Origin of the sequence: Stappia sp. TSB10P1A (assembly GCF_900185725.1) — a bacterium.
In the GTDB taxonomy this organism is placed as follows: Bacteria; Pseudomonadota; Alphaproteobacteria; order Rhizobiales; family Stappiaceae; genus Stappia.
Genome location: NZ_FYAU01000029.1, coordinates 319,305 through 341,652, shown reverse-complemented (window position 1 = coordinate 341,652; position 22,348 = coordinate 319,305). Strand labels below are relative to the sequence as shown.

At 66.1% G+C, this 22,348-nt stretch carries 23 protein-coding genes and 1 tRNA gene; 15 read left to right on the top strand and 9 right to left on the bottom strand.

The genetic code is table 11. From position 1 onward, the window contains the following. Positions 1-11: 11 nt before the first annotated feature. A complete protein-coding gene (locus TSB10P1A_RS15435; RefSeq protein WP_186388815.1) occupies positions 12-1,016 on the bottom strand; it encodes a complex I NDUFA9 subunit family protein in 1,005 nt (334 codons plus the stop codon). Between the two features lie 343 nt (positions 1,017-1,359). Here TSB10P1A_RS15435 and TSB10P1A_RS15430 point away from each other — a divergent pair. From TSB10P1A_RS15430 to ptsN, 9 genes are all read left to right on the top strand, one after another. After that, positions 1,360-1,446: transfer RNA gene (locus TSB10P1A_RS15430), tRNA-Leu, on the top strand. Positions 1,447-1,672: 226 nt separating this feature from the next. Continuing rightward, on the top strand, positions 1,673-2,359 hold the full coding sequence (gene aqpZ, locus TSB10P1A_RS15425) for an aquaporin Z (RefSeq protein WP_186388814.1): 687 nt from the start codon (positions 1,673-1,675) through the stop codon (positions 2,357-2,359). 162 nt (positions 2,360-2,521) lie between these two features. Beyond that, positions 2,522-3,157 (top strand): ribonuclease D, encoded by a 636-nt coding sequence (locus tag TSB10P1A_RS15420; RefSeq protein WP_186388813.1) that lies wholly within the window; start codon positions 2,522-2,524, stop codon positions 3,155-3,157. A 150-nt stretch (positions 3,158-3,307) separates the two neighbouring features. After that, positions 3,308-4,018 carry an LPS export ABC transporter periplasmic protein LptC gene (gene lptC / locus TSB10P1A_RS15415; RefSeq protein ID WP_186388812.1) on the top strand — a complete coding sequence of 237 codons (711 nt, stop codon included), beginning with the start codon at positions 3,308-3,310 and terminating at the stop codon, positions 4,016-4,018. Further along, on the top strand, positions 4,015-4,629 hold the full coding sequence (lptA, locus tag TSB10P1A_RS15410; protein WP_186388811.1) for a lipopolysaccharide transport periplasmic protein LptA: 615 nt from the start codon (positions 4,015-4,017) through the stop codon (positions 4,627-4,629). The genes lptC and lptA overlap by 4 nt, the downstream gene beginning before the upstream one ends. Positions 4,630-4,755: 126 nt before the next feature. Next, complete coding sequence (lptB, locus tag TSB10P1A_RS15405; RefSeq protein WP_186388810.1) at positions 4,756-5,559, top strand: LPS export ABC transporter ATP-binding protein; 804 nt, start codon at positions 4,756-4,758, stop codon at positions 5,557-5,559. A gap of 220 nt (positions 5,560-5,779) precedes the next feature. Next, positions 5,780-7,339 (top strand): RNA polymerase factor sigma-54, encoded by a 1,560-nt coding sequence (gene rpoN / locus TSB10P1A_RS15400; RefSeq protein ID WP_186388809.1) that lies wholly within the window; start codon positions 5,780-5,782, stop codon positions 7,337-7,339. A gap of 456 nt (positions 7,340-7,795) precedes the next feature. Continuing rightward, positions 7,796-8,374 carry a ribosome hibernation-promoting factor, HPF/YfiA family gene (gene hpf / locus TSB10P1A_RS15395; protein WP_186388808.1) on the top strand — a complete coding sequence of 193 codons (579 nt, stop codon included), beginning with the start codon at positions 7,796-7,798 and terminating at the stop codon, positions 8,372-8,374. Between the two features lie 88 nt (positions 8,375-8,462). After that, positions 8,463-8,927, top strand: a complete 465-nt coding sequence (ptsN, locus tag TSB10P1A_RS15390) for a PTS IIA-like nitrogen regulatory protein PtsN (RefSeq protein ID WP_186388807.1) — start codon at positions 8,463-8,465, stop codon at positions 8,925-8,927. Positions 8,928-9,075: 148 nt separating this feature from the next. Here the strand turns inward: ptsN and TSB10P1A_RS15385 are convergent, their stop codons facing one another. After that, positions 9,076-9,333: a DUF1150 domain-containing protein gene (locus tag TSB10P1A_RS15385; protein WP_186388806.1), complete on the bottom strand. Its 258-nt coding sequence runs from the start codon at positions 9,331-9,333 to the stop codon at positions 9,076-9,078. Positions 9,334-9,410: 77 nt separating this feature from the next. Beyond that, the gene (locus tag TSB10P1A_RS15380; protein WP_067223553.1) at positions 9,411-9,839 is read right to left on the bottom strand and encodes an Hsp20 family protein; all 429 of its coding nucleotides are present in this window, start codon (positions 9,837-9,839) and stop codon (positions 9,411-9,413) included. A 422-nt stretch (positions 9,840-10,261) separates the two neighbouring features. Between TSB10P1A_RS15380 and TSB10P1A_RS15375 the strand changes: the two genes are divergently transcribed. The 4 genes from TSB10P1A_RS15375 (at position 10,262) to TSB10P1A_RS15360 (ending at position 15,520) form a co-directional block, all read left to right on the top strand. Next, entirely contained in the window at positions 10,262-10,870 is a 609-nt protein-coding gene (locus TSB10P1A_RS15375) for a hypothetical protein (RefSeq protein WP_186388805.1), read from the top strand. Between the two features lie 16 nt (positions 10,871-10,886). Then, complete coding sequence (locus TSB10P1A_RS15370) at positions 10,887-12,572, top strand: methyl-accepting chemotaxis protein (protein WP_186388804.1); 1,686 nt, start codon at positions 10,887-10,889, stop codon at positions 12,570-12,572. A 277-nt stretch (positions 12,573-12,849) separates the two neighbouring features. Further along, positions 12,850-13,848, top strand: a complete 999-nt coding sequence (locus TSB10P1A_RS15365; protein ID WP_186388803.1) for a helix-turn-helix transcriptional regulator — start codon at positions 12,850-12,852, stop codon at positions 13,846-13,848. Positions 13,849-14,107: 259 nt separating this feature from the next. Then, positions 14,108-15,520: a pilus assembly protein TadG-related protein gene (locus tag TSB10P1A_RS15360; RefSeq protein ID WP_186388802.1), complete on the top strand. Its 1,413-nt coding sequence runs from the start codon at positions 14,108-14,110 to the stop codon at positions 15,518-15,520. 105 nt (positions 15,521-15,625) lie between these two features. On the opposite strand, the gene TSB10P1A_RS15355 is transcribed toward TSB10P1A_RS15360, so the two are convergent. From TSB10P1A_RS15355 to TSB10P1A_RS15345, 3 genes are all read right to left on the bottom strand, one after another. Beyond that, positions 15,626-16,393 (bottom strand): alpha/beta fold hydrolase, encoded by a 768-nt coding sequence (locus TSB10P1A_RS15355; RefSeq protein ID WP_186388801.1) that lies wholly within the window; start codon positions 16,391-16,393, stop codon positions 15,626-15,628. 54 nt (positions 16,394-16,447) lie between these two features. Next, positions 16,448-17,269: an alpha/beta fold hydrolase gene (locus TSB10P1A_RS15350; RefSeq protein ID WP_186388800.1), complete on the bottom strand. Its 822-nt coding sequence runs from the start codon at positions 17,267-17,269 to the stop codon at positions 16,448-16,450. Positions 17,270-17,408: 139 nt separating this feature from the next. Further along, on the bottom strand, positions 17,409-17,849 hold the full coding sequence (locus TSB10P1A_RS15345) for a hypothetical protein (protein ID WP_186388799.1): 441 nt from the start codon (positions 17,847-17,849) through the stop codon (positions 17,409-17,411). A 785-nt stretch (positions 17,850-18,634) separates the two neighbouring features. On the opposite strand from TSB10P1A_RS15345, the gene mobC reads away from it, so the two are divergent. Together mobC and TSB10P1A_RS15335 are read left to right on the top strand one after the other, a co-directional pair. Next, positions 18,635-19,051 (top strand): plasmid mobilization relaxosome protein MobC, encoded by a 417-nt coding sequence (gene mobC / locus TSB10P1A_RS15340; RefSeq protein ID WP_186388798.1) that lies wholly within the window; start codon positions 18,635-18,637, stop codon positions 19,049-19,051. Further along, positions 19,048-20,328, top strand: a complete 1,281-nt coding sequence (locus tag TSB10P1A_RS15335) for a relaxase/mobilization nuclease domain-containing protein (protein ID WP_186388797.1) — start codon at positions 19,048-19,050, stop codon at positions 20,326-20,328. The genes mobC and TSB10P1A_RS15335 overlap by 4 nt, the downstream gene beginning before the upstream one ends. Before the next feature lie 26 nt (positions 20,329-20,354). On the opposite strand, the gene TSB10P1A_RS15330 is transcribed toward TSB10P1A_RS15335, so the two are convergent. The 3 genes from TSB10P1A_RS15330 to TSB10P1A_RS15320 form a co-directional block, all read right to left on the bottom strand. Next, entirely contained in the window at positions 20,355-20,927 is a 573-nt protein-coding gene (locus tag TSB10P1A_RS15330; protein WP_186388796.1) for a hypothetical protein, read from the bottom strand. 71 nt (positions 20,928-20,998) lie between these two features. Beyond that, positions 20,999-21,883, bottom strand: coding sequence for an ImmA/IrrE family metallo-endopeptidase (locus TSB10P1A_RS15325; RefSeq protein ID WP_186388795.1), 885 nt, complete (start codon positions 21,881-21,883; stop codon positions 20,999-21,001). After that, on the bottom strand, positions 21,880-22,233 hold the full coding sequence (locus TSB10P1A_RS15320; protein ID WP_186388794.1) for a helix-turn-helix domain-containing protein: 354 nt from the start codon (positions 22,231-22,233) through the stop codon (positions 21,880-21,882). The genes TSB10P1A_RS15325 and TSB10P1A_RS15320 overlap by 4 nt, the downstream gene beginning before the upstream one ends. Between the last annotated feature and the right edge of the window lie 115 nt (positions 22,234-22,348).

The window sequence follows — 22,348 nt, the reverse complement described above, 5'->3', positions numbered from 1 at the left end:
GGGACGGGGTCTCAGACCTCCGGGCCGGGGGTCATCCGGTTGGCCGCATATTGGCCGTGCTGGCGGAACCGATCCAGATAGGTCGGCAGGATCGCCGCGAGAGTGCGCGGTTCGATGCCGACCCCTTTGAGCGTCCGCCCCTCCGCCTCGGCCTCGCCCGAGACGACGTTGTCGACCTTCAGCATCTCGACCTGGTCGACCGTCAGCAGGGGCTTGGGCAGCACCTGCAGGACCCGCGCCTGGAGGCGGGCGAGGCGGAAGGGCAGCGGCAGCAGCAGGCGGTTGCGGCGAATCACCTTCAGCATCGTCTCCAGGCACTGGCGGAAGGAAAGCACCTCCGGCCCGCCGAGTTCATAGATGCCGCCGGGCCTCAGCTCGCCGTCGACCGCGCGGGCGACCATCTCGGCGACATCGCCGACGAAGACCGGCTGGAACTTGGTCGCGCCGCCGCCGACCAGCGGCAGCGCCGGCGACATCCGCGCCATGGCGGCAAAGCGGTTGAAGAAATCGTCCTCGGGACCGAAGACGATGGAGGGGCGCAGGATCACCGCCTGCGGCACCGTCTCCAGCACCGCCTGCTCGCCGGCCGCCTTCGAGCGGGCATAGGCGGCGGGAGAATTGGCATCGGCGCCGATCGCCGACAGATGCACCACCTTGTCGATGCCGGCGGCGCGTGCCGCCTCGGCAACCGCGCGCGGGCCGAAGGACTGCACCGCGTCGAAGGTCTGGGCGCCGGCCTCATAGAGGATGCCGACCAGGTTGACCACCGCATCCGAGCCCTGCACCGCCCGGTCGACCGACCAGCGATGGCGCAGGTTGGCCTGCACCGGCATGATCTGGCCGACGGCGCCGAGCGGCTGCACATGCTCGGCCAGATCGGGGCGGCGCACCGCCACCCGCACCCGGTAGCCGCGCCGGGCCAGCGCCCGGACCACGTGACGCCCGATGAAACCCGAGCCGCCGAATACGGTGACGAGCTTGCCGTTCAGGGCCTTCGAACCAGATGCCGCGGACATGACTGTCGCTCCCTTCGTGACCATCTTCCTACCTGGCTTCCTACCCGGCTTCCTACCCGGCGCCGTCCCTGCCTGTGACGGTGCGCCGGCGATGGCCTCTGCGCCTATGATCGTCTTCGCGCCGGCGGGGCCGGGCCCCGCAAGTCGGTCGGCATCCTGGCCGGACCCCATCCGCCGATGCGCCGATTCGCGCGGCCGGCGGAGGGCGGCCCCGGCAAAGGCGCCTGCCGGTCTCAATAGCCCTTGCATCCGCGTCTGTGAAGGCCGGTTTTGCACATACGTGGACACATCGCAAAACCCCCGTTGACAAGCCTGCGACCGTTCCTTACAAGCGCGCCTCACAGCCCAGGTGGCGGAATTGGTAGACGCACTAGCTTCAGGTGCTAGCGCTCGAAAGGGCGTGGAGGTTCGAGTCCTCTCCTGGGCACCAAATTCGTCCCGGACATGCCAATAGGTCCGAGACACACGAAAAAGGCCCGGTTCGCCGGGCCTTTTTTCGTTTTGGGTCGCCGGCCCCGACGGGGGGGGGCCGCGGCACCGGCTGGCGCCTGCCGCATTCGCTGCGGGCACCCGCACGCACAATTTCCAGTTGACTTGCCGCCTGCCCAGTGTCCCCTTGCATGATTGATTAACCGCCTATGGGGGGTAAAAACGCAATGCAAAAGAAACTCTTGGCCGAAACCATCGGAACGTTCTGGCTTGTCTTCGGTGGATGCGGCAGCGCCGTTCTTGCCGCCGGCTTTCCCGAACTTGGAATCGGCTTCGTCGGCGTATCGCTGGCCTTCGGCCTGACCGTCCTGACCATGGCCTATGCGGTCGGAGGCATCTCCGGCGGCCATTTCAATCCCGCCGTCTCGGTCGGGCTGGCGGTGGCGGGACGGTTCCCGGCAACGAGCCTCCTTCCCTATATCCTCGCCCAGCTTGCCGGCGCGGTGGCGGCGGCGGCGATCCTCTATGTCATCGCCTCCGGCAAGGCGGGAGCGGATCTCGGCGGCTTCGCCGCCAACGGCTACGGCGCGCATTCGCCCGGCGGCTATTCCATGATCTCGGGTCTGCTGATCGAGATCGTGCTGACGGCGGGCTTCCTGATCGTCATCCTTGGCTCGACCCATGGCCGGGTGCCGGCGGGCTTTGCCCCCATCGCCATCGGCCTGGCGCTGACCCTCATCCATCTGATCTCCATCCCGGTCACCAACACCTCGGTCAACCCGGCCCGCTCCACCAGCCAGGCGCTGTTCGCCGGCGGCTGGGCGCTCGGGCAGCTCTGGCTGTTCTGGGTGGCCCCGGTCATCGGTGCCGTCGTCGGCGGCCTGGTCTGGAAGGTGATGGGCGAGCGCGACTGATCGCAGGTCCCGCGCAGCGATCCGACCACGGGAGGCGCAGCGCGCGCGCGCGCCTCCCACCTCCCACCTCCCGCAGACGATGGACGCGGCCGGGAAACGCCGATATCAAGGGCGTCACTTTCGACAAGGCACAGATACGCATCCCGCCAGGAGGCCCCCTGCATGACCATTCGCCTGCATCGCGGCGACCTGCCCGATCTCTCCGCGCCCGAAATGGCCGCCTACCGGACGGCAAGCGCGGTGGCCATCGACACCGAGACGCTCGGCCTCAAGCCGCATCGCGACCGGCTCTGCGTGGTGCAGCTCTCGGCCGGAGACGGCAGCGCGGATGTGGTGCAGATCGCGGCCGGCCAGACCAGCGCGCCGAACCTTGCGAAGCTGCTCGGCGATCCGGCCAAGACCAAGATCTTCCACTTCGCCCGTTTCGACGTCGCCGTGCTGTCGCACGGGCTCGGCATCGACTGCGCGCCGGTGTGGTGCACCAAGATCGCCTCGCGGCTGGTGCGCACCTATACCGACCGGCACGGGCTCAAGGACCTTGCCCGCGAGCTGGTCGGCATCGAGATCTCCAAGCAGCAGCAGAGCTCGGACTGGGCAGCCGAAAGCCTCACCGAGGCGCAGCTCGCCTATGCCGCCTCCGACGTGCTCTACCTGCATGCGCTGAAGGACAAGCTCGCCGAGCGGCTGGAGCGCGAGGGGCGCACCCAGATCGCCGAGGCCTGTTTCGGCTTCCTGCCGGCGCGGGCGGCGCTCGATCTCGCCGGCTGGGACGACACCGACATCTTCGCCCATAGCTGAGACCGGCGCCTCTTTCCGGCGGAGGCAGACAGGACCCGCCCGGCCCCCTATATAGGGGCAGGACGAGGAATGCGCGCGGCCCGCATGGGTGCGGACCGGTGCCGCATCGCCATCGCCGCGACAAGACCAGACGGACGGACGGACACGGGCTTGGACCAGGAGGCCTACAGACTGCAGCCTGCCTTCGACGGGCAGGATTTCGGCGGGCCCGAGGAGGCGGGCGCGTATGATCCGGTGCGCGAGGCCGCCCGCCGCGCGGCTGCCCGCGAGGCGGCCCGCCGTCACAGCCGCCGCGTCCGCCGGCTGCGGTTCCTGGTGCCGGGCGCCGGCATCGTGATGATGCTCGTCGTCGTCGCGATGATCGCGGTCAGCAGCATCCTTTCCGGCCTCGGCCTCGGCCTGATCACCATCACCGCCGACGGTCTCGTCATGGACAGTCCGGAACTGTCCGGCCATGACGGCGAGCGCTCCTACAAGGTCTCGGCGCGGCGGGCGATCCAGCGGATCAGCGATCCCCGCATCATCGACCTGGAACACATCACCGCAGACCTGCGGCTTTCGGCCGAGCAGAGTGTTCGTATTGTCGCCGCACGCGGCACCTATAACAGCTCGGCCGAAACGCTGAGGCTCGACGACGGCGTCGACGTCACCGCCAATGGCGGCGAGACGGCGCGCTTCGGCTCGCTCGACGCCAACCTGAAGAGCGGGCAGTTGCGCAGCGAGGAAAAGACGCTGTTCACCTCCTCCTTCGGCTCGCTGACCGCCGGGCGGATGCGCTTCGACCAGGACGCGGGTACACTGACCTTCACCGACGGCATCTCCATGACGGTGATGCCGCCGAACGCGGAGAAAGCTCCATGATCGCATCGCGGCACGCCCTGCCCGCCCTTTCCGCCCGTCTCGCCGCCGCCGCCGGCGGCGCTCTTCTCGGCCTGGCGCTCGCCACCGGCAGCGCTCTCCTCAGCTTGGCGCTCGCCACCGGCAGCGCCGGAGCCCAGACCTTTTCCGACGCCTTCGCCGGCTTCGGCTCCAACGAGCGCGAGCCGATCCAGATCGAGGCGCGCGAACTGCAGGTGCAGGACAAGAGCCAGAGCGCGATCTTCACCGGCGACGTCGTCGTGACCCAGGGCGACGCGATGCTGAAGACCCAGCGCCTCGTCGTGCATTACGACGGTTCCGCCGCCGGCGGCGTCAACCAGCGCATCTCGAAGCTGGAGGCGAGCGGGCGGGTCTACATTTCGTCCAAGGACCAGACCGCGACCGGCGACCAGGCCTCGTTCGACATGAACCGGCAGATCATGGTGATGACCGGCGGCGAGGTGGTGCTGTCGCAGGGGCCGAACGTGGTCGTCGGCAACAAGCTGACGGTCAACCTGAAGACCGGCAAGGCCGATCTCGAGGCGCCGAAATCCGGCCGCGTCAGGGTGCTGATCCAGCCGAACACCCTGCGCGAGACCGCGCCGCAGAACTGATCCGGCGCGGAACGACGGCGGGCGCGCCGGATTGAACGAGCGCCGCCTTCATGCAATGAAGCAACAAGCAAGACCGACGAGGCGGCCCGCGCCGCCTTTCCGCGCCGCGCAACTGTGGACCGATCCGTGAACATCCTCTCCATCTTCCGCAAAGGCACGCAGGACCGGACCGGAACCGCCGCCCCGTCCTACGACCCGGCCAGCGAGGACGGGCTGCTCGTCGTCGACGGTATCGGCAAGAGCTACAAGCGGCGCCAGGTGGTCCGCAATGTCAGCCTGATGGTCCAGCGCGGCGAGGCGGTCGGCCTGCTCGGCCCCAACGGCGCCGGCAAGACCACCTGCTTCTACATGATCACCGGGCTGATCCAGCCCGACCACGGCACCATCCGCCTCGACGGCTTCGACATCACCCGCCTGCCGATGTACCGGCGCGCCAGGCTCGGCATCGGCTACCTGCCGCAGGAAGCCTCGATCTTTCGCGGGTTGTCGGTGGAGGACAATATCCGCGCCGTGCTGGAAGTGGTGGAGCCGGACCGCAAGCAGCGCCAGCACGACCTCGACTCGCTGCTGGAGGAATTCGGCGTCACGCATCTGCGCGCCTCGCCCGCCATCGCCCTGTCGGGCGGCGAGCGGCGGCGCGTCGAGATCGCCCGGGCGCTGGCCAGCCGGCCGACCTTCATGCTGCTCGACGAGCCCTTCGCCGGCATCGACCCGATCGCCGTCGGCGACATCCAGCACTTGGTGCGCCACCTCACCCATCGCGGCATCGGCGTGCTGATCACCGATCACAATGTGCGCGAGACGCTCGGCCTGATCGACCGGGCCTATATCATCGCCGCCGGCGAGGTGCTGACCGAGGGCTCGCCCCTCGAGATCGTCGCCAACCCGGATGTCCGCCGTCTCTATCTCGGCGAACAGTTTACGCTTTGATGCGAAAACTCCCATAGGGTACAAAGCAAGAAGCGGACCAATCGCGCCGGGGGGCAGGTGCGACGCGCGCCCGCATGTCCGGCGCCGCCGGCATGCAGGACGGACGGGTCCGGGGAGCGGGCGGAGGACGGGGCAGTTCCGCCGCCGGAGCGCGCGGGTATGGGCCCGCCGCGGCCGGGGTTTCCTTGCATCGAAATGCCCCGCATGTCCGGGAGCCTGCATGGCGCTGTCGCCAAAGCTCGAGATCCGCCAGGGCCAGACCCTGATCATGACGCCGCAGTTGATGCAGGCGATCAAGCTGCTGCAGATGTCGTCGCTCGACCTGACGAGCTATGTCGAGGCGGAGATGGAGCGCAATCCGCTGCTGGAGCGCGCGGAGGGCGAAGGCGGAGCCGGCGAGGCCGACAGCCCGTCAGAGCGCGAGGCGGCCGAGGCCGCGGCGCCCTCCTCTTCCGGAGAGGCGGAGGGCGATGCCTGGCTCAGCTCGGAACTCTCCGACAGCGCCCGCGACATCGCCCAGCGCCTCGACACCGATCTCGGCAACATCTATCCCGACGATCCGGGCACTGGGCGCACCGAGGCGGGGGCGGGCGAGGCGCAGCAGCGCGACCCCTGGCAGACCGGTCTGACGACGCGCACCGGCGCGGGCAGCACCTCGGAGGACTACAATCTGGAGGCCTTCGTCGCCTCCGACGTGTCGCTGCAGCAGCATCTCGGCGACCAGATGGTGCTGGCGATCGCCGATCCGGTGGAGCGTCTCGTCGCCCAGGTGCTGATCGACAATCTCGACGATGCCGGCTACCTGCGCCTCGATCTCGACGACACGGCGGAACGGATGGGCATCGATCGGGCGCGGCTCGACGGCATTCTCGCCGTGCTGCAGACGCTGGAACCGACCGGCGTCTTCGCCCGTTCGCTCGCCGAATGCCTGAAGCTGCAGCTCATCGAGAAGAACCGCTTCGACCCGGCGATGGAAAAGCTGATCGACAATATCGACCTGTTGGCGCGCCACGACCACGCGGCGCTGCGCCAGGTCTGCGGCGTCGACGACGAGGACCTGAAGGAGATGATCGCCGAGCTGAAGGCGCTCGATCCCAAGCCCGGCAGTTCCTTCGGCGAGACACTGATCCAGCCGGTGGTGCCGGACGTGATCGTGCGCGCGGCGCGCGACGGCGGCTGGTCGGTGGAGCTCAACTCCGACACGCTGCCCAAGGTGCTGGTCAACCAGACCTACTATGCCCATATCAGCAGACAGGCCCGCGACGAGGCGGAGAAGAGCTTCCTCAGCGAATGCCTGCAGACCGCCAACTGGCTGGCCAAGAGCCTCGACCAGCGGGCGCGGACGATCCTCAAGGTGGCGAGCGAGATCGTCCGCCAGCAGGATGCGTTCCTGGTGCATGGCGTGCAGCATCTGCGGCCGCTCAACCTGAGGACCATCGCCGAGGCCATCTCCATGCACGAGTCGACCGTCAGCCGCGTCACCTCGAACAAGTACATGGCGACGCCGCGCGGCATCTTCGAGCTGAAATACTTCTTCACCGCCGCCATCGCCTCGTCCGGCGGGGGCGATGCCCATTCCGCCGAGGCGGTGCGCCACCGCATCAAGGTGCTGATCGACGCGGAAAGCCCCGACGACATTCTCTCCGACGACACGATCGTCAAAATGTTGAAGGACGAGGGGATCGACATTGCCCGCAGAACGGTTGCAAAATACCGGGAGTCCCTGCGCATTGCCTCTTCCGTCCAAAGACGGCGGGAGAAGAAGGCGGGCCGGGGCTGAAACCCGCACGGGCGCCGCGGACGCGGCGTCGGGCCGGGGGCGGCAGGGAAAGCCGGGGGCAGCAGGGAAAGGAAGGGTGACAATGAAGCCCTTGTTTCTTCAGGCAGTTGGCCGCGACTCCGGTCTCCAGGCCGGCCATAGCCGCGCTGCCGCAGCCCGGACTCCATTTGACTTCATGCAGCCGCACGCTTATAGACCCGCGCTCATGCGTGCCGGAAACGGCGCGCATGGTCGTATCGCGCGGAAGGACGGCGTGTTGCATGCGACCCCGGCGCGACAGCCGGCCGACGGGTTTCGACCTGTGGGCACGACCGCGAACCGGGATGCAATAGGTCGGGTTGCGGATATCAATCCGGCCCGCGGTTTGTCACAGTGGGTTTGCCCCTGATGAAACTGGCGAGACTCACGCCATACTCATCGATGGGGTCGGTACGACCAGAACAAGAAGAGGTTCTCATGACACTGCGGATATCGGGAAAGAACGTCGATGTCGGCGAGGCTTTGCGGACGCATATCGAAGACCGCGTCGCCGAAGCCATCTCGAAATATTTCGACGGCGGCTATACCGGCCATGTCACGGTCGGGCGCGAAGGGTCCGGTTTCCGCTCCGAATGCCTGCTTCACCTCGACACCGGCATTGACCTGCAGGTGTCGGGCGACAGCCAGGACCCGCGCCAGAGCTTTGATGCTGCGGCCGAGCGGATCGAGAAGCGCCTGCGCCGCTACAAGCGCAAGCTGAAGGACCACCACGCCAATGGCGCCGCCCATGGGCGCGAGGTGTTCGAGGCGACCTCCTACGTCCTTGCGTCCGTGGAGGAGGAAGAGGAGGTTCCCGCCGACTTCACCCCGCTGGTGGTCGCGGAGACCGCCGCCAAGGTGAAGACCATGACCGTCGGCATGGCGGTGATGCAGCTCGATCTCGCGGAAGCGCCCGTCGTGGTGTTCCGCAATGCCGGCAGCGGCGCGGTCAACGTCGTCTACCGCCGGGCCGACGGCAATTACGGCTGGATCGACCCGGAAAACGCAGCCAGATAGACAGGCAGCCTGTCCGGCACGCCGCGTCCCCCAGCGGGATGCGGCGTTACGCCGGTTGCCTCCCGTTTCTCGAACCAAGAGTCGCCTTATGGATCTCAACGATCTCATCACATCGAAAGCGATCGTTCCGAGTCTGAAAGCGAACAGCAAGAAGCAAGCGCTTCAGGAACTGGCCGCCAAGGCGGCCGCCGTCACCGGCCTGCCCGAGCGGGACGTGTTCGACACGCTGTTGCAGCGCGAACGCCTCGGCTCGACCGGGGTGGGCAACGGCATCGCCATTCCCCACGGCAAGCTCGTCCGCCTGGACAAGCTGGTCGGCCTGTTCGCCCGCCTGGAGCGCCCGATCGACTTCGATGCGCTGGACGACCAGCCGGTCGATCTCGTCTTCGTCCTGCTTGCGCCCGAAGGGGCGGGAGCCGACCATCTCAAGGCGCTGGCCCGCATCGCCCGCCGCATGCGCGATCCCGGCACGGTCGCCAAGCTGCGCGCCACCAGCGATCCCGACGCGCTCTATTCGATCCTGACGCAGCCGGTCGCCTCCAACGCCGCCTGACCGGCGGGAGCGGGCGAGGCGCCCTGCCCCAGCATCAAAGACCTCACACCAAAAGCCCCGGTTCCGAAAAGAACCGGGGCTTTTGCGTGTCGGGATTGTCCGGCGCGAGGCGCCCGTCCCGTCTCTCACCTGAGGGCCGTTTGCAGGCTCAGTGCAGCGCCACCGTGTGGAGCTGATGTTCGGCCGCATTGGCCAGCGCCATCTCGCGGCTGTCCGACAGCATGATCGGCGTGCCGTCGGCGTTGAGCAGCACCCACAGGTTCAGGCCGGGACGCATGCGCGGGGCCTGCGGAAACAGGGTGCTGAGGTCGTCCGAGGTCATGGGCTTGACATAGGCGATCTGCCCGGTGCCGAGCGCCTGGAATTCTCCGGGCTTCATGGTGAACGTCTGGTGGTCATGTGTCATGGCATCGCTCCTTCTCGGCGGCCGGCCTGCGCCGCGCCGCCGCTTCGGTCCGTGTGCCGCCGGGTCCGAGGCCGGGGTCAGTCCCGCGCGTCGATCTCGATACGGCGCACGATCCGCTCGGGTTCGGGGCGGATCAGATCGATGGAAAGCAGGCCGTCCTTCAGTTCCGCGCCGAGGATCTCGATCCCCTCCGCCAGAACGAAAGCTCTTTGAAACTGCCGCGCGGCAATGCCGCGATGCAGGAACTGACGCGTCTTGTCGTCTTCCTGGCGTCCGCGGATCACGAGCTGGCTCTCCTCGACGCTGACGTCGAGCTGGTCGCGGGTGAAGCCGGCGACCGCCAGGGTGATGCGGATGATTTCGCCGCGCGTCTCGGTCTTGGGCAGGCGCTCGATATTGTACGGCGGATAGCCGTCGTTCGAACCCTTGCTGACCCGGTCGAGCATCCGTTCCAGATCCTCGAACCCCAGAAGCAATGGCGAGGAAAACGCAGACATGCGCGTCATGTGCTTCAAGCCCTTTTCAAAGCGGCCCATTTCCAGACGACCGATCCGCCGGCGGACCCGGCGCGACCGAAGCGTCCCAATTGCCGGACCCTGACGGCATCCGGCCGGAACACGCTGGTTCCGTTCTCGTCATATATGGCGAGGACAATGGAGGAGTTCAAGAAAGGCATCGCGCGGGGCCCTCCCGCGCCCGACCGCAGCCACCCGCGAGGAGGCGTCGAAACACCTTGGAAAATATGCCGAGGCCTCCCGGTTTGTCAGATCTGATCGCATCGGCCACGCCAGGACGCGCGCAGCCCTTCGCCAGCCCCCTGCCAACTCATTGAACTTTCTGAACAAAAAATAAGCAATCTGCCATAAATCCCTCATTAACCGACGCAGCGGAACCCTTACGCGATCCAATTTCTGGAGAGGAGCCTGAGATGCGTCGCCTTGCCGGTATTTTCTTGCTGTCGTCCCTTGTCTTCGCCGGACAGGCGGCCGCCGCGCCACCGGTGCCCGACGTCAAGGCGCTGATCGACGATGCGTTCATCGCCCAGACCCGGGAATGGCTCGCCAACCCGATCGTGCCGCTGTCGATCAAGGCGCAGAACGAACTGCGCGGCAATATCGACCAGGCGACGATCGACGCGCTCGACGCGCAATGGATTGCCGAGCGCAAGAGCGACGACAAGCCGTTGATTTCCGCCACCCTGTCGGCGCCGCTGTCCAACTACCTGCTGCGCATCCAGGCGCAGACGCTGGGGCTCTACACCGAGATCTTCGTGATGGACGCCAACGGCCTGAATGTCGGCCAGAGCTCGATCACCAGCGACTACTGGCAGGGTGACGAGGCCAAGTTCCAGAAGACCTTCCCCTTCGGCGTCGGCGCTGTCTTCATCGACGAGCCGGAATGGGACGAGGACCTGCGGATCTGGCACGTCCAGCTCAACCTGACACTTTCCGACGAGACCAATGCCACGCCGATCGGCGCGGCCACCGTCGAGGTCAACCTTACCGAGCTCGCGCGCCGCGCGGCTCCGGCCAGCTAATTCGAGGGTGGATACCATGTTTTCCAGACTTTCCGTTTCCACCAAGGGCGCGATCGCCTTCGGTTGCCTGGCGCTGATCGGCGCGACGGGCGGCGCGATCACCTGGTCCAAGACCATCGCCGCCTCCGATGCGGTCGAGCTTGCCGAGCACGTCACCGAGATCTCGCGCGACGCCGACGACCTCAAGCAGGCCGTTCTCGAACAGGCCTTGTGGGTGAAGAATTTCCTGCTCACCGGCAACCGCGACTGGGTCGGCCAGGTCGAGGAGCAGACGGCCCGGATTTCTGGCCAGTTCGACGACCTGAAGCGGCAGCTTGCTTCGTTCGACGGCACGCTTGCCGGCGAGGCCGACACGATCCGTTCGGCCTGGAGCAGTTGGCGCACAGACTTCGCCAGCGAGCAGATCCGCCTGATGCGCGTGCCCGAGACGGTCGATCTCGCCCGCGCCATGGAGCTGACGCCGACCGGCGCCGGCCTGCTCGCCGCCACGTTCGACGGGGTCAGCCAGCTTCAGGCGACCTTGCAGGGCCGCGAGACCGCCCTCCTCGCCGAGCAGCGGTCGCAGCTTGCCTCGGCGCAGATGGTGGCGCTCGGCAGCGGGCTGCTGATCACCCTCTTCGCCGCCATCCTCGGCTATCTCAACTTCGCCATGGTCTCGCGGCCGCTTGCCCGTCTCTCCGACGTGGTGCGCAAGCTCGCCGACGGCAACACGGAGGAGGAGATCGATCTCGGCAACCGGTCCGACGAGATCGGCCGCATGGGCCAGGCGCTCGGCGTCTTCCGCGCCAACCTGATCCGCACCCGGGAGCTGGAGGCGGAGACCGAGCACGCCCGGCTCGATGCGGCCGAGCGGCGGCGCATCGAGATGGAGCGCGTGGCGGCCAGCTTCGAGGAAACGGTGATGACCATCACCCGCGAGATGACCAGCGGGCTGGAGACGCTGAACGGCACCGCCGGCGCGCTGGCCGAGATCGCCGAAGGCACCACCCGCCAGGCGCTGTCGGTCGCCTCCGCCTCGCACCAGGCGACGGAGAACGTCAACACGGTCGCCAGCGCCACCGAGGAGCTGTCCGCGTCGATCGCCGAGATCAACGAGCAGGTGCATGCCTCCTCGAAGGTGGTGACGGAAGCCTCCAGCGAGGTCGAGCGCTCGAACCAGGCGGTCGGCAAGCTGCAGCAGGTGGTGGCCCGGATCGGCGACGTCACCAAGCTGATCACCGACATTGCCGAGCAGACCAACCTGCTGGCGCTCAACGCCACCATCGAGGCAGCGCGGGCCGGCGAAGCGGGACGGGGCTTTGCCGTCGTCGCCTCCGAGGTGAAGGCGCTGGCCGAGCAGACGGCCCGGGCGACGGAGGAGATCGACACCCAGATCTCCGAGATGCGCTTGGCGGCCGACGATTCCATCGTCGCGACCAATTCGGTCGCCGAGATGGTGCGCGCCATCCACCAGCGCACCTCGGCGATGGCGGCGGCGACGGAAGAGCAGAACGCGGCGACCAACGAGATCGCCCGCAACGTCGCCGAGGCGGCCAGCGGCACGCGCAGCGTCAGCAGTTCGATCGTCGACGTCACCGACCAGGCCACCCATACCGGCACGCTCAGCAACGAGATGCGGGAATCCATCCGCGACCTGCATGCGCGCTCCAACCGGGTGCAGGCCGCGATGACGGAGTTCCTCGGCACCATCCGCGCCGCCTGACGGCCCCTCAACAACCGGCGGCCCGCTTCGGCGGGCCGCCGGATGCCGGCTCCGGCACAAAGATGAGTCCATGGCCTAAACCTTTCGGCTAGTTGCAGACTGATGAGGATACCGCCCATTGTTCCGTAGATGGTGCTGGTGCCCGGGGGCCAAATCGGTGACGATCCCGCCGGCAATCGGCCCGTCATGACTTCCTGACCGATCGGCTGACCCTGCGGAGCGCGCCGCCGGCCAGCGCCGGTCAGGCTTTGGGCCGCATCGATGTTCCAGGAGCGACATGCCGAATACTCTGCCCTTTTTCGCTGCGCCCCCGCTGTCGGGCATCGGCTTCGAAACCATGCTGGACTCGTTCCGGGGAAAAGTCTCTCCCTTCAAGGCGCGGCCCGAATACGGGCGAGACACCAAGTTCCAGTGGTGGACAAACGTGGTCGCCAGCCCGGACCTCGTTCTGCTGAACAAGTCCTATAGCGGCGACTGGCGCGCCGATCTCGACGCGAACGACGGGGGCCTCACCATCATCCTTCCGGTTTCCGGGGGGCGGTCCAACGCGTTTATCGAGGGCGAGAAGATCACGGCGGTCCCGGATCAGGCCATCCTGGTCGCCAACTCGCGGCTGCAGGGCCTGACGGCCAGGGCCTATCCCCAGCTCGTCACCACATCGCTCATCGTCCAGGAAGGGGTGGTCAGCCGGACCCTGTCCTCCCTGTATGAAGGCGCGGTGCTCAGCCGGCTCGCCCTTCCCCCGCTTTTCGATCTTGCAACCAGCGCCGGCGCGACCTTCAAGCTGCTCGTCCAGACCATCGTCTCGGGAATGCATGGCGACAGGGTGCTGGAAAGGTCGCCGAAGTCGCTGGTCCTGCTGATCGAGGCCCTGCTGCGTCTCGTCTTCGAAACCCTTCCCCACCGGTTCAGCCACCGGGCGCGCGGCAGCCGGCTCGATGTGCTGCCGCGGCACATCAAGCTTGCCGTCGATTTCATGCATGCGAACATGCATCTTCCGCTGACGGTCAGCGACATCGCCGAAGCCGCGGGCGTCAGCGCCCGTTCCCTGCAGGCGGGCTTCCAGCAGTATTGCGGAACGACGCCCATCCTGCATCTGCGCCGCCTCCGCCTGGAGGCCGTTCACGTCGAGCTGTCGCTTCCCCAGAACGTGCTGCCCATCAAGGAGGTGGCCCTCAAATGGGGCTTTTCGCACCTCGGGCGCTTCGCGCAGCAATACCGGGAGACCTATGGCGTGCACCCATCGGTCACGGTGAAAAAAGCCCAGGGCCTGTAAACCCGCGCCCCGGCATGCGCCGCACCTCCCGTCGCCCCCGACAATTCGCCGGCCTTACGCATATGATCCGTCCTCATGACCGAGGAGGGACTCGCGTTGAACCTTGCACATGCTTCGCGCCAAAGTCGCAAAGACTGTCCGTTTGACGCCTCCTCTATCCGATTGGCGCAAGATCCCCCAGGGTCATCCAGGCGCTTAAGATTTCATTATTTTCTGTAGCTCTCCCTCGATCTTGCGTTTATTTCGCAGGAGATCGCGAGTGATTGTCAACGAAAAGAAAAAGGAAGGGGTCCGGTCGGCGGCCTGGTCGGTGGCCTGGTCGGCGGCCGGGGCAGTGCTTGCCCGCCTGTCGAATTTCGGGAGGGCAACCGAGGGCAGCGTCGCGATCCTGTTTGCCCTGTGCAGCGTTGTCCTGATCACCTGTGCCGGTGTCGGTATCGACTATGCCTCCGCCCTCAGGCTTCGGCGGGAGATGCAGCAGGCGCTCGATGCCGCGGTGCTGGCGGCGGCGACCCAGGAAAGCGACAGGTCGAGAGCGGCGACGGAGTTCTTCTCCGCCAATCTCGTCGGCGGTCGCACGGTCGAGATCTCCTTCGAGTTCTCGGAAGGGACCGGAGAGTTCTCCGGCGTGGCCAGGGCGCTGCTTCCCTCGAAGTTCATGACGGTGGTGGGGATCGATATGATCCCGGTGTCGGTGGAGTCGGGCGTGGCCGTGAAGACCGCGCAGGCCTGCATCTTCCTTGTCGACCGGCATGGCCGCGATGCCTTCAAGGCCAATGGCGGCGGCAGGATCGACATGCCCGGCTGCGAGATGCACGTGCATTCGAAGGCGCTTCCCGCCACCTGGATCGATTCGAAGAACATCGACGTCCAGCGCCTGTGCCTGGCCGGCCGGTTCGGCGGCAATGCCCGCCCCTGGCCGCCGGGCTTCGAGGAGAACTGCAGTCCCAGCGAGGATCCCTACAAGGGTAAGCTGCCGGTCATTTCCGCGACCATCGTGCGCGAAACCGCCTGCATGCCGGACGCGGCCCTGCCGGATGAAAAGCTGAGCCGTATGGTGTTCAAGCCGGGAACCTATTGCCGCTGGCCGAACATCAATAGCCATGTGCAGAGCGTCAGGTTCGAGCCCGGCGACTATGTGTTCAAGAGCGGGGTCTCGTTCAACGCCCAGCGGGTGGACTTCGGCGCGGGCACCTATCTGTTCAAGGGCGCCAACTTCACCTTCAACGGGGCGGTTCGGGACGTGCAGATGGGCGCGGGGCTCTATGTCCTGGCGGAGGGAAGCCGGCTGGTCTTCAACGACCAGAAGGTTTCGGGGGCCGGCGTCACCATTCATCTCGCCGACGCCAACTCGGCCTTCCTGACGGTCCAGGGCAACTCCCAGCTCGAGCTCACGGCGCCGACCGCAGGCCCCTACAAGGGCCTCGCGCTGTACGAAGCGCCGAATCTGCCGGTCGATGCCTGGGGGCGCTACACTCTCGACGGCGCGATGACGATCCGGGGCGGCGTGCATCTTCCGAGCCGCAACCTGCATCTCAACGGGAATGGCCGAATCGCCTCGGACGGGATGACGCTGGTCCTCAACAAGCTGAGCCTCGACGGTACGGTGGCGATCTCGCGCGGCGCAGCCACAACCGGGTCGGGCGGCTCGCGCGCCTATCTGCTGCGGTGACGCGGCCCCGCGCGTGCCGGTAAACAGACAGGCTCCGACGCTGCGGCGTCGGGGCCTTGCCTTGTCCGGCCGGCGCGGAGCTTACCGAACCGCTTACCGAACCGCTTACCGGGCCGCTTCGACGATCAGCTCCGCGACGGTCCGCGGCTGCGAGATCATCACCACATGCGAGGCGCCTTCGACGACGACCGTGCGCCTCGACCCGGCGCGCTCGGCCATGAAGGCCAGCGCCTGCGCCGGGATGTTCCGGTCGCCGTCGCCATAGACGAAGTAGGACGGCAGCGCCTTCCAGGCCGGTTCGCCGGCCTTTTCCGTCAGCGCCGCTTCGGTGATCGGCCGCTGGGCGACCGCCATCAGCGCCGCCTCCCCGGCCGGAACGTCGTGCGCGAACTGGGCGTGGAACTTCGCCTGGTCGATGGAGAGGTCGATGCCGCCATCCGCCAGCCGGACCGGCGGCGCAAGCGCCTCGCCAAGGGTCCCGCCCGGGAACTTTCCGCTCAGCTCCGCCACGCTCTCGCCGGCCTCCGGCGCGAAGGCCGCGACATAGACCAGCGACTTGACGTTGGCGTGGCCGTTCGCCGCCGCCGAGATGACCTGACCGCCATAGGAGTGGCCGACAAGGACCACCGGACCGTCGATGCCGGTCAGAACGTCCGAGACGAGGCGCGCGTCGTCCGACACGCTGCGCAGCGGATTGGCGACGGCGACGGCGGTGTACCCGTCCTTCTGGAGCTGGGCGACGACGCCGTTCCAGCTCGAGGAGTCGGCGAAAGCGCCATGCACGAAGACGATGGTGGGCTTCGCCGGTTCGGCGACAGCGGCGCCGGACAGCAGCGCGGCGGCGAGCGCCAGGGTTGCAGCAAACTTGGACATGACAGGATCCTTCTCAGATCTGATGCGGTGTTGAGGTGCGGGCCGAGGACGGGCTCAGCCGCGGATGAAGGCGAGAACATCGGCGTTGAAGCGGCCGGCCTCGGTTTCGGCGAGGCCGTGCGAGCCGCCCTCGTAGATCTTGAGGGTGGCGTCCGGGACGATCTGCGCCGCCAGGTGAGCGGAGGCCCGGATCGGCACGATCTGGTCGTCGTCGCCGTGAATGATCAGCGTCGGCCGGTCGATCCGCCGCAGGTCCTCGGTGTAGTCGACTTCCGAGAACTCGCGGACGCAGTCGTACTGCCCCTTGATGCCGCCCTGCAGGCCGATGCGGCGGAAGTTCTCGCGCAGGCCCTCGTTGCCTTCGACGCCCTCGCGATTGAAGCCGTAGAACGGCACGGTGAGATCGAAGAAGAACTGCGAGCGGTTGGTCGCGGTGTTGTTGCGGATGTCGTCGAAGACCGACAGCGGCGTGCCCTCGGGATTGGCCGGCGTCTGCAGCATCAGCGGCGGGACGGCGCCGACCAGGACGACCTTGGCGACCCGCGCCGTGCCGTGACGGCCGATATAATGCGAGACCTCGCCGCCGCCGGTCGAATGGCCGACCAGGATCAGATCCCGCAGATCCAGCGCCTCGATCAGCTCCGCCAGGTCGTCGGCGTACTGGTCCATGGTGTTGCCGTCGAAGGTCTGGTCGGAGCGGCCATGGCTGCGCCGGTCATGGGCGATGACCCGGAAGCCGTTGTGGCCGAAGAACAGCATCTGCTGGTCCCAGGCATCGGACGACAGCGGCCAGCCATGGGCGAAGAGAATGGGCTGGCCGGTTCCCCAGTCCTTGTAGAAGAGGCGGGTTCCGTCGGTGGTGGTGAAATAGGCCATTGCGGTCTCCTGTTTTTATCGCTCACGATTGTATCGTGCACGATCTAAATAGGCGACCGCATACCCGATGTCAATCGCTCACGAATAGATCGCGTACGATTTTATGCGGGCAAGACAGCGACAGTGCCGAGGCCTGCCGTCAGCGAAGCCGCACCGCGTCGAGCAGGCCGATCCCCCGGTCGTTGCCCTCCAGCCCGTCCGCAAGATGCCACAGGCGCCCCTGCAGTCCGTAGCCCGGCGCCAGCCGCAGCGCCTCCCGCGAGCGGGCGGCGATGCCGCAGGCCAGCACCAGACGGCGACCGGGATACCGCCGCACCAGGTCCTTCAGCCCCGCATAGAAGGTGGCCAGCCCGGCTTCGTGCATCGGCCCGCTGCCGCCGGTCGGGAATGTCAGGCGCTCCTGCGCCAATCCCTCGACCGGCACCTCGTGCGGCGTCTCGCCGGACTGGCGGATATCGACGAGCAGATAGGCCGCGGGCTCGGCAAGCAGCGCTTCGGCCGCCACCTCCCCGTCCGCCGGGTCCGCGCCCGCCCGCGCGGCGGGCCCGGCCAGCATCGACAGCAGGACCGCGATGGCCATGGCGGTTTTGCATCGGCCCGGCATCGGACGGTTACCCCAGCCGCTTCCAACGCACCCAGACCGGCGCCCCCTGATCGGGACGGGTCGTCTTGCGATAGGCGGGGCTTCGAGGGTTGCGGCACTCGCCCCCCGCAGCCGCCTCGACGAAGGCGCCATCGGCAGACACGCTCCTGCGGCCGCCCCAGAAGTCGCAGGTCGCGCATTTCTGACGGGCGTCGGCACGGATTCGCGTTGACGCTGAGGCCGCCGCCGGCACCAAGGCAGCCGTCGCGGCGGCAAGACAGCACGCCACCAGCCGGCGGCGATCCATCCCGGCCTTGTCGCCAGGGAACGATCTGTCGGTACTGGTTGTCATCCAACTCTCCCTTTCCTGACCGATTTCCTCTTTCCGACCCGGCCCGCCTCGCGCAGGACCGGCCAGGGCCAAGTATACGGATCTGCCGGTCAAACGCAGCAGGCATCGCTGCTGCCGTTCGGGAGAAGGAGCCGTCGGAGTGTCTCGCCGGACAGGCGGGAAGCTGGGAGCGGGGATGTCAACACGGCCCGATGCGGCGCCTGGCGACAAGCCGGCATCAGCCGCAAACGCGCGGCGGGATGGCGCCGGCAGAGGACGGAAAACGGAAACCCGCTCAGGGAAGAGGGAAGACTGGTGGACGTGCTCGGCGAGACGTCAAACCAATTGTTCACTGAACTCGCCGAGTGGGAAGCGCTTTTGAAGGACACGTCGCTGGCAAAGCGGTCCGGTCCGCCGACACCTCCTCCGGCACCTTGAGCGAGGTGCCGACATGTCCACGAAGACGCCTCTGGCTGGCCCGGACAGGGCCAGGCCGAAGACCACACCCTTTTCCATCCGGCTAACCGAAGACGAGAAGCGCCTGCTGATGCAGCGCGCCGGGACGTTGTCGCTCGGCGCCTATCTGCGGAACCTCGTGCTGGCGGCCGGCGACAGAGCGCCCCGGCCGTCGGCGCGCAAACCGAGAAGTCCGGTGAAAGACCAGGAGGCGCTGGCCCGTGTGCTCGCCGCTCTCGGCAAGAGCCGCATCGCCAACAACCTCAACCAGCTTGCGAGGGCCGCCAATATCGGCACCCTGCCGCTCACGCCGGAGACGGAACAGGACCTGCTGGAGGCCTGCGCCACGGTCGCCCGCATGCGCCGGGACCTGATGGCGGCGCTCGGCTTTGTCGAAAGGGGCGAACCATGATCCTCGACGGCAATCAGCGCGGCGGTGCCCGCGATCTCGCCATTCACCTGATGAAGCCGGAGAACGAGCATGTCGAGGTTCACGAAGTCCGGGGCTTCATGGCCGATACGGTCTCGGGCGCCTTGCGGGAAGCCGAGGCCGTCAGCCGGGGCACACGCTGTCGTCAGCACCTCTATTCACTGTCCCTGAGCCCGCCGGAGACGGAGAACGTTCCCGTTTCGGTGTTCGAGGCGGCGATTGAACGGATCGAGGAGAGGCTCGGTCTTTCGGGTCACCCTCGGGTGGTCGTGTTTCACGAGAAGAAGGGCCGCCGCCATGCTCATTGCGTCTGGTCGCGCATCGATGCCGACACGATGACGGCAGTGCGGATGTCGCATGACCGGAGAAAGCTCGGCGCTCTGTCTCGCGAGCTCTATCTGGAACATGGCTGGAAGATGCCGGAGGGCCTGATCGATCCGGCCTTGCGCAATCCGCTCAACTTCGACCGGAAGGAGTGGTTCCAGGCACAGCGGGCGGGCAAGGACCCACGCGACATCAAGGCGGCGCTCCAGCAATGCTGGGCGGCCTCGGATTCCGGCAAGGCTCTCTCCCACGCGCTCGAAGCGCGCGGCTACTACCTCGCACGGGGTGATCGCGGCCGCCTTGTCGCTGTCGACACGCAAGGCGAGGTCTATGCCCTTGCCCGGTGGATCGGGCTAAAGACGAAGGACGTACGCCAGCGGATCGGCGATCCCGACACTCTGCCCTCGGTCGAGGACACGAGGCGCAAAGTCGCCAGCCTTGTTCGCGACAGGCTGTCCGGTTTCATCGGCAGCGTCACGGAAGATTTCGTCCGCGCCGCCGCACATCTGGAGGGGCAGCGGCTGGCGATGGTCGAACGCCACAGGAGCGACCGCAGCGCCTTTGACGAAGCACAGCGGCGGCGCGCGGACGACGAGGCACGCCACCGTGCCTCACGCTTCCGCAAAGGACTGCTTGGCTTGTGGGACCGGTTCACCGGCAAACACAGCAAGCTCAAGGACGAGATCGAGCGCGAGGCCGATGCCTGCGCCTTACGCGATGCCACCGAGCGGCAGGCCCTTGTCGACCGACAGCGACAGGAACGCCTTGCCCTCCAGAAGCGGATCGACGAGGAACGCCGTCAGCATGTACGCGAGCTCGCCCGCCTGCATCGCGAGGTCAGTCGAACGACCAGGGTGCAGGAACAGGATCAGGCGATCACTGCCGACTCGAACGAACGGCGGAAAAGAAGCAGGCACAGAAGGTTGGGTATCTAGCCTGCACCTGGTCACGACCCGTGGGATCACGCCATTTGAGAGTGATATTCTTTTGCTTCTTGCCTTAGTCGGTATAATTCGCCGAGCATCGCTACTTCCGGATCCTGATTTCCATAAGGACGCTTCCTATTCATCAACATCTCGATACTCTTCACCCGACTCTGAAGGCGTGTTGGGCTAGTGGCCGTTTTCAACTTCAACAGGGCCGAGATCGTTCTCTCAGATTCAAAAGTATCAATAGCATCGAGAATTTCCTCGCCCCGGCTTCTTGGCCGATCATCAAAAACAGCCCCACCATTGCGTTGCAGCAGCGGATCAGCGGTTGCTTTCCCCAGGCCCTCTTTAACGGCATTGGTGATGTTAGACACCAAACGCCGACGATATTCATCTCCGCCTGTGAAGTGGGCATCACCCACAAAAAGATGCGGAATCTTGAAGTGGCGAGATACGGCTTGCGGAAGCATTCTCTCAATGTCGATAAGCGCCACAAGCAGGCTTTGGACCTGACTCGCATCCGAATCTTCTTTCCAATCACTCAAAATCTCAATTTTTTGAAGGATACAATCAACGACTGAATCCCCTGTGTCCCAATACATCATGACCAATACGGCCTCCAATTCTCCGAACTTTGATTGCTGCTGTGCCGATTGTACCTAGCGTAACTAATTGGTCATCGCCGGAAACGAGGCGTCCAACTCTCGACAAGACTGTCTTCATCATCTTCGCTGTCCTCGGGATCCTCGTCCTGACCGATGCTGTTTGAAGACAGAACTGTCAGAACCTTTCCGTAGCGCCCCAGACCGATGGACTCCTCCCAGATGGCCGCGCGTGTAGTGCCGCCGAGCCAGTCCCGCACATCGGTTTCGTTGCTCAGTCGATCGCCGGCGGCGACGCGTTCGGGGTCCGCTGCGAGCGTTGCCGTCGCGGTGCCCGTCGGCAGCGGCGTACCTTTACGAATCCAGTCCAGCTTCGGCAGCGCCTTCATGGCGTCCGACATGAAGCAATAATCGATGATGCCGCCCGTGCTGACAATGACGGCGACCGCAGCGTCGGACAGTTCCGCGAACCGAATGGCCGTCGCCGTGCGCGAGGTTACGCACAACTCGGCCATCTGGTCGATTGCATCCAGGCCGGGGTCGAACCGGCCCATCGCCTTGCGAAAGGGCGTTTCCGGCATCAGTAGCCCGGCCGCGAAATGGTCGGCCTCCAGCTCATAGGGGTCGTTGGTCACGAACCCGGCGCGCGAGACATGGATACCGTCCTTGACGACCTGGTCGATATGGCCCGGCAGGAAATAATGGCCGAGTTCATGGCTGACGCTAAAGCGTTGAAAGCCGGGGCCGGGAATGTGAGTGGCAAAGACGATGCCGAAATCATTGCCGTGCCGCAGCAGCATCCCGGATACGCCGTCATGTTCCGCAGGCTTGCCCTGGACCACGATGTCACGGCTCTCCGCGATCGCGAAAGGATCGACCGGCAGCGTCGAAATGCCTTCATCCCGGAGGAACGCTTCTGCCGTCTGCCGGGCGAGTTTCAGGCTGAATATCCGGCTCACGGGTCCTTGTCCTTCTTCGCGTTGCGCTTGGCGAGCATCTCCAGAAAGTCCTTGGCGATCTCGCGGTCACTCCCGGTCAGCTTGCCGATGTCACGGAAAAGGGGGTCGCCCGCCTGCGCCAGTTCCGGGCTGTCCACGCGCCCCAGCAGATAGTCCGTGGTAATCTCCAGCGCATTGGCGAGTCGCCGCAGCGAATCAAAGGACGGCTTACGCCCTGTCTCGAAATGGGCGATGGAGCTGGCTGGCATGTCGGCGCGTGCACCAAGCTGCTCCTGGCTATAACCCCTTAATTCACGGGCATTTTTCAGCCTTTGGCGGAAGATGTCGCTGGGGCTTTCACTATCGGTCATGTCTTCTCCGTCATGATAATCTTGACGCCTATTGATAGATGTCCTATTTTTATAGACATGTATCTCATGTCTTCCCCGACATGGGCAAGCTAAATCCCAGCGGCCCTCGCCACTC

Excerpts from the sequence above, each read along its gene's own strand:
- TSB10P1A_RS15435 (WP_186388815.1), bottom strand. The coding sequence starts at position 1,016 with ATGTCCGCGGCATCTGGTTCGAAGGCCCTGAACGGCAAGCTCGTCACC.
- aqpZ (WP_186388814.1), top strand. The coding sequence starts at position 1,673 with ATGCAAAAGAAACTCTTGGCCGAAACCATCGGAACGTTCTGGCTTGTC.
- TSB10P1A_RS15420 (WP_186388813.1), top strand. The coding sequence starts at position 2,522 with ATGACCATTCGCCTGCATCGCGGCGACCTGCCCGATCTCTCCGCGCCC.
- lptA (WP_186388811.1), top strand. The coding sequence starts at position 4,015 with ATGATCGCATCGCGGCACGCCCTGCCCGCCCTTTCCGCCCGTCTCGCC.
- rpoN (WP_186388809.1), top strand. The coding sequence starts at position 5,780 with ATGGCGCTGTCGCCAAAGCTCGAGATCCGCCAGGGCCAGACCCTGATC.
- hpf (WP_186388808.1), top strand. The coding sequence starts at position 7,796 with ATGACACTGCGGATATCGGGAAAGAACGTCGATGTCGGCGAGGCTTTG.
- ptsN (WP_186388807.1), top strand. The coding sequence starts at position 8,463 with ATGGATCTCAACGATCTCATCACATCGAAAGCGATCGTTCCGAGTCTG.
- TSB10P1A_RS15385 (WP_186388806.1), bottom strand. The coding sequence starts at position 9,333 with ATGACACATGACCACCAGACGTTCACCATGAAGCCCGGAGAATTCCAG.
- TSB10P1A_RS15380 (WP_067223553.1), bottom strand. The coding sequence starts at position 9,839 with ATGACGCGCATGTCTGCGTTTTCCTCGCCATTGCTTCTGGGGTTCGAG.
- TSB10P1A_RS15375 (WP_186388805.1), top strand. The coding sequence starts at position 10,262 with ATGCGTCGCCTTGCCGGTATTTTCTTGCTGTCGTCCCTTGTCTTCGCC.
- TSB10P1A_RS15370 (WP_186388804.1), top strand. The coding sequence starts at position 10,887 with ATGTTTTCCAGACTTTCCGTTTCCACCAAGGGCGCGATCGCCTTCGGT.
- TSB10P1A_RS15365 (WP_186388803.1), top strand. The coding sequence starts at position 12,850 with ATGCCGAATACTCTGCCCTTTTTCGCTGCGCCCCCGCTGTCGGGCATC.
- TSB10P1A_RS15355 (WP_186388801.1), bottom strand. The coding sequence starts at position 16,393 with ATGTCCAAGTTTGCTGCAACCCTGGCGCTCGCCGCCGCGCTGCTGTCC.
- TSB10P1A_RS15350 (WP_186388800.1), bottom strand. The coding sequence starts at position 17,269 with ATGGCCTATTTCACCACCACCGACGGAACCCGCCTCTTCTACAAGGAC.
- TSB10P1A_RS15345 (WP_186388799.1), bottom strand. The coding sequence starts at position 17,849 with ATGGCCATCGCGGTCCTGCTGTCGATGCTGGCCGGGCCCGCCGCGCGG.
- mobC (WP_186388798.1), top strand. The coding sequence starts at position 18,635 with ATGTCCACGAAGACGCCTCTGGCTGGCCCGGACAGGGCCAGGCCGAAG.
- TSB10P1A_RS15335 (WP_186388797.1), top strand. The coding sequence starts at position 19,048 with ATGATCCTCGACGGCAATCAGCGCGGCGGTGCCCGCGATCTCGCCATT.
- TSB10P1A_RS15330 (WP_186388796.1), bottom strand. The coding sequence starts at position 20,927 with ATGATGTATTGGGACACAGGGGATTCAGTCGTTGATTGTATCCTTCAA.
- TSB10P1A_RS15320 (WP_186388794.1), bottom strand. The coding sequence starts at position 22,233 with ATGACCGATAGTGAAAGCCCCAGCGACATCTTCCGCCAAAGGCTGAAA.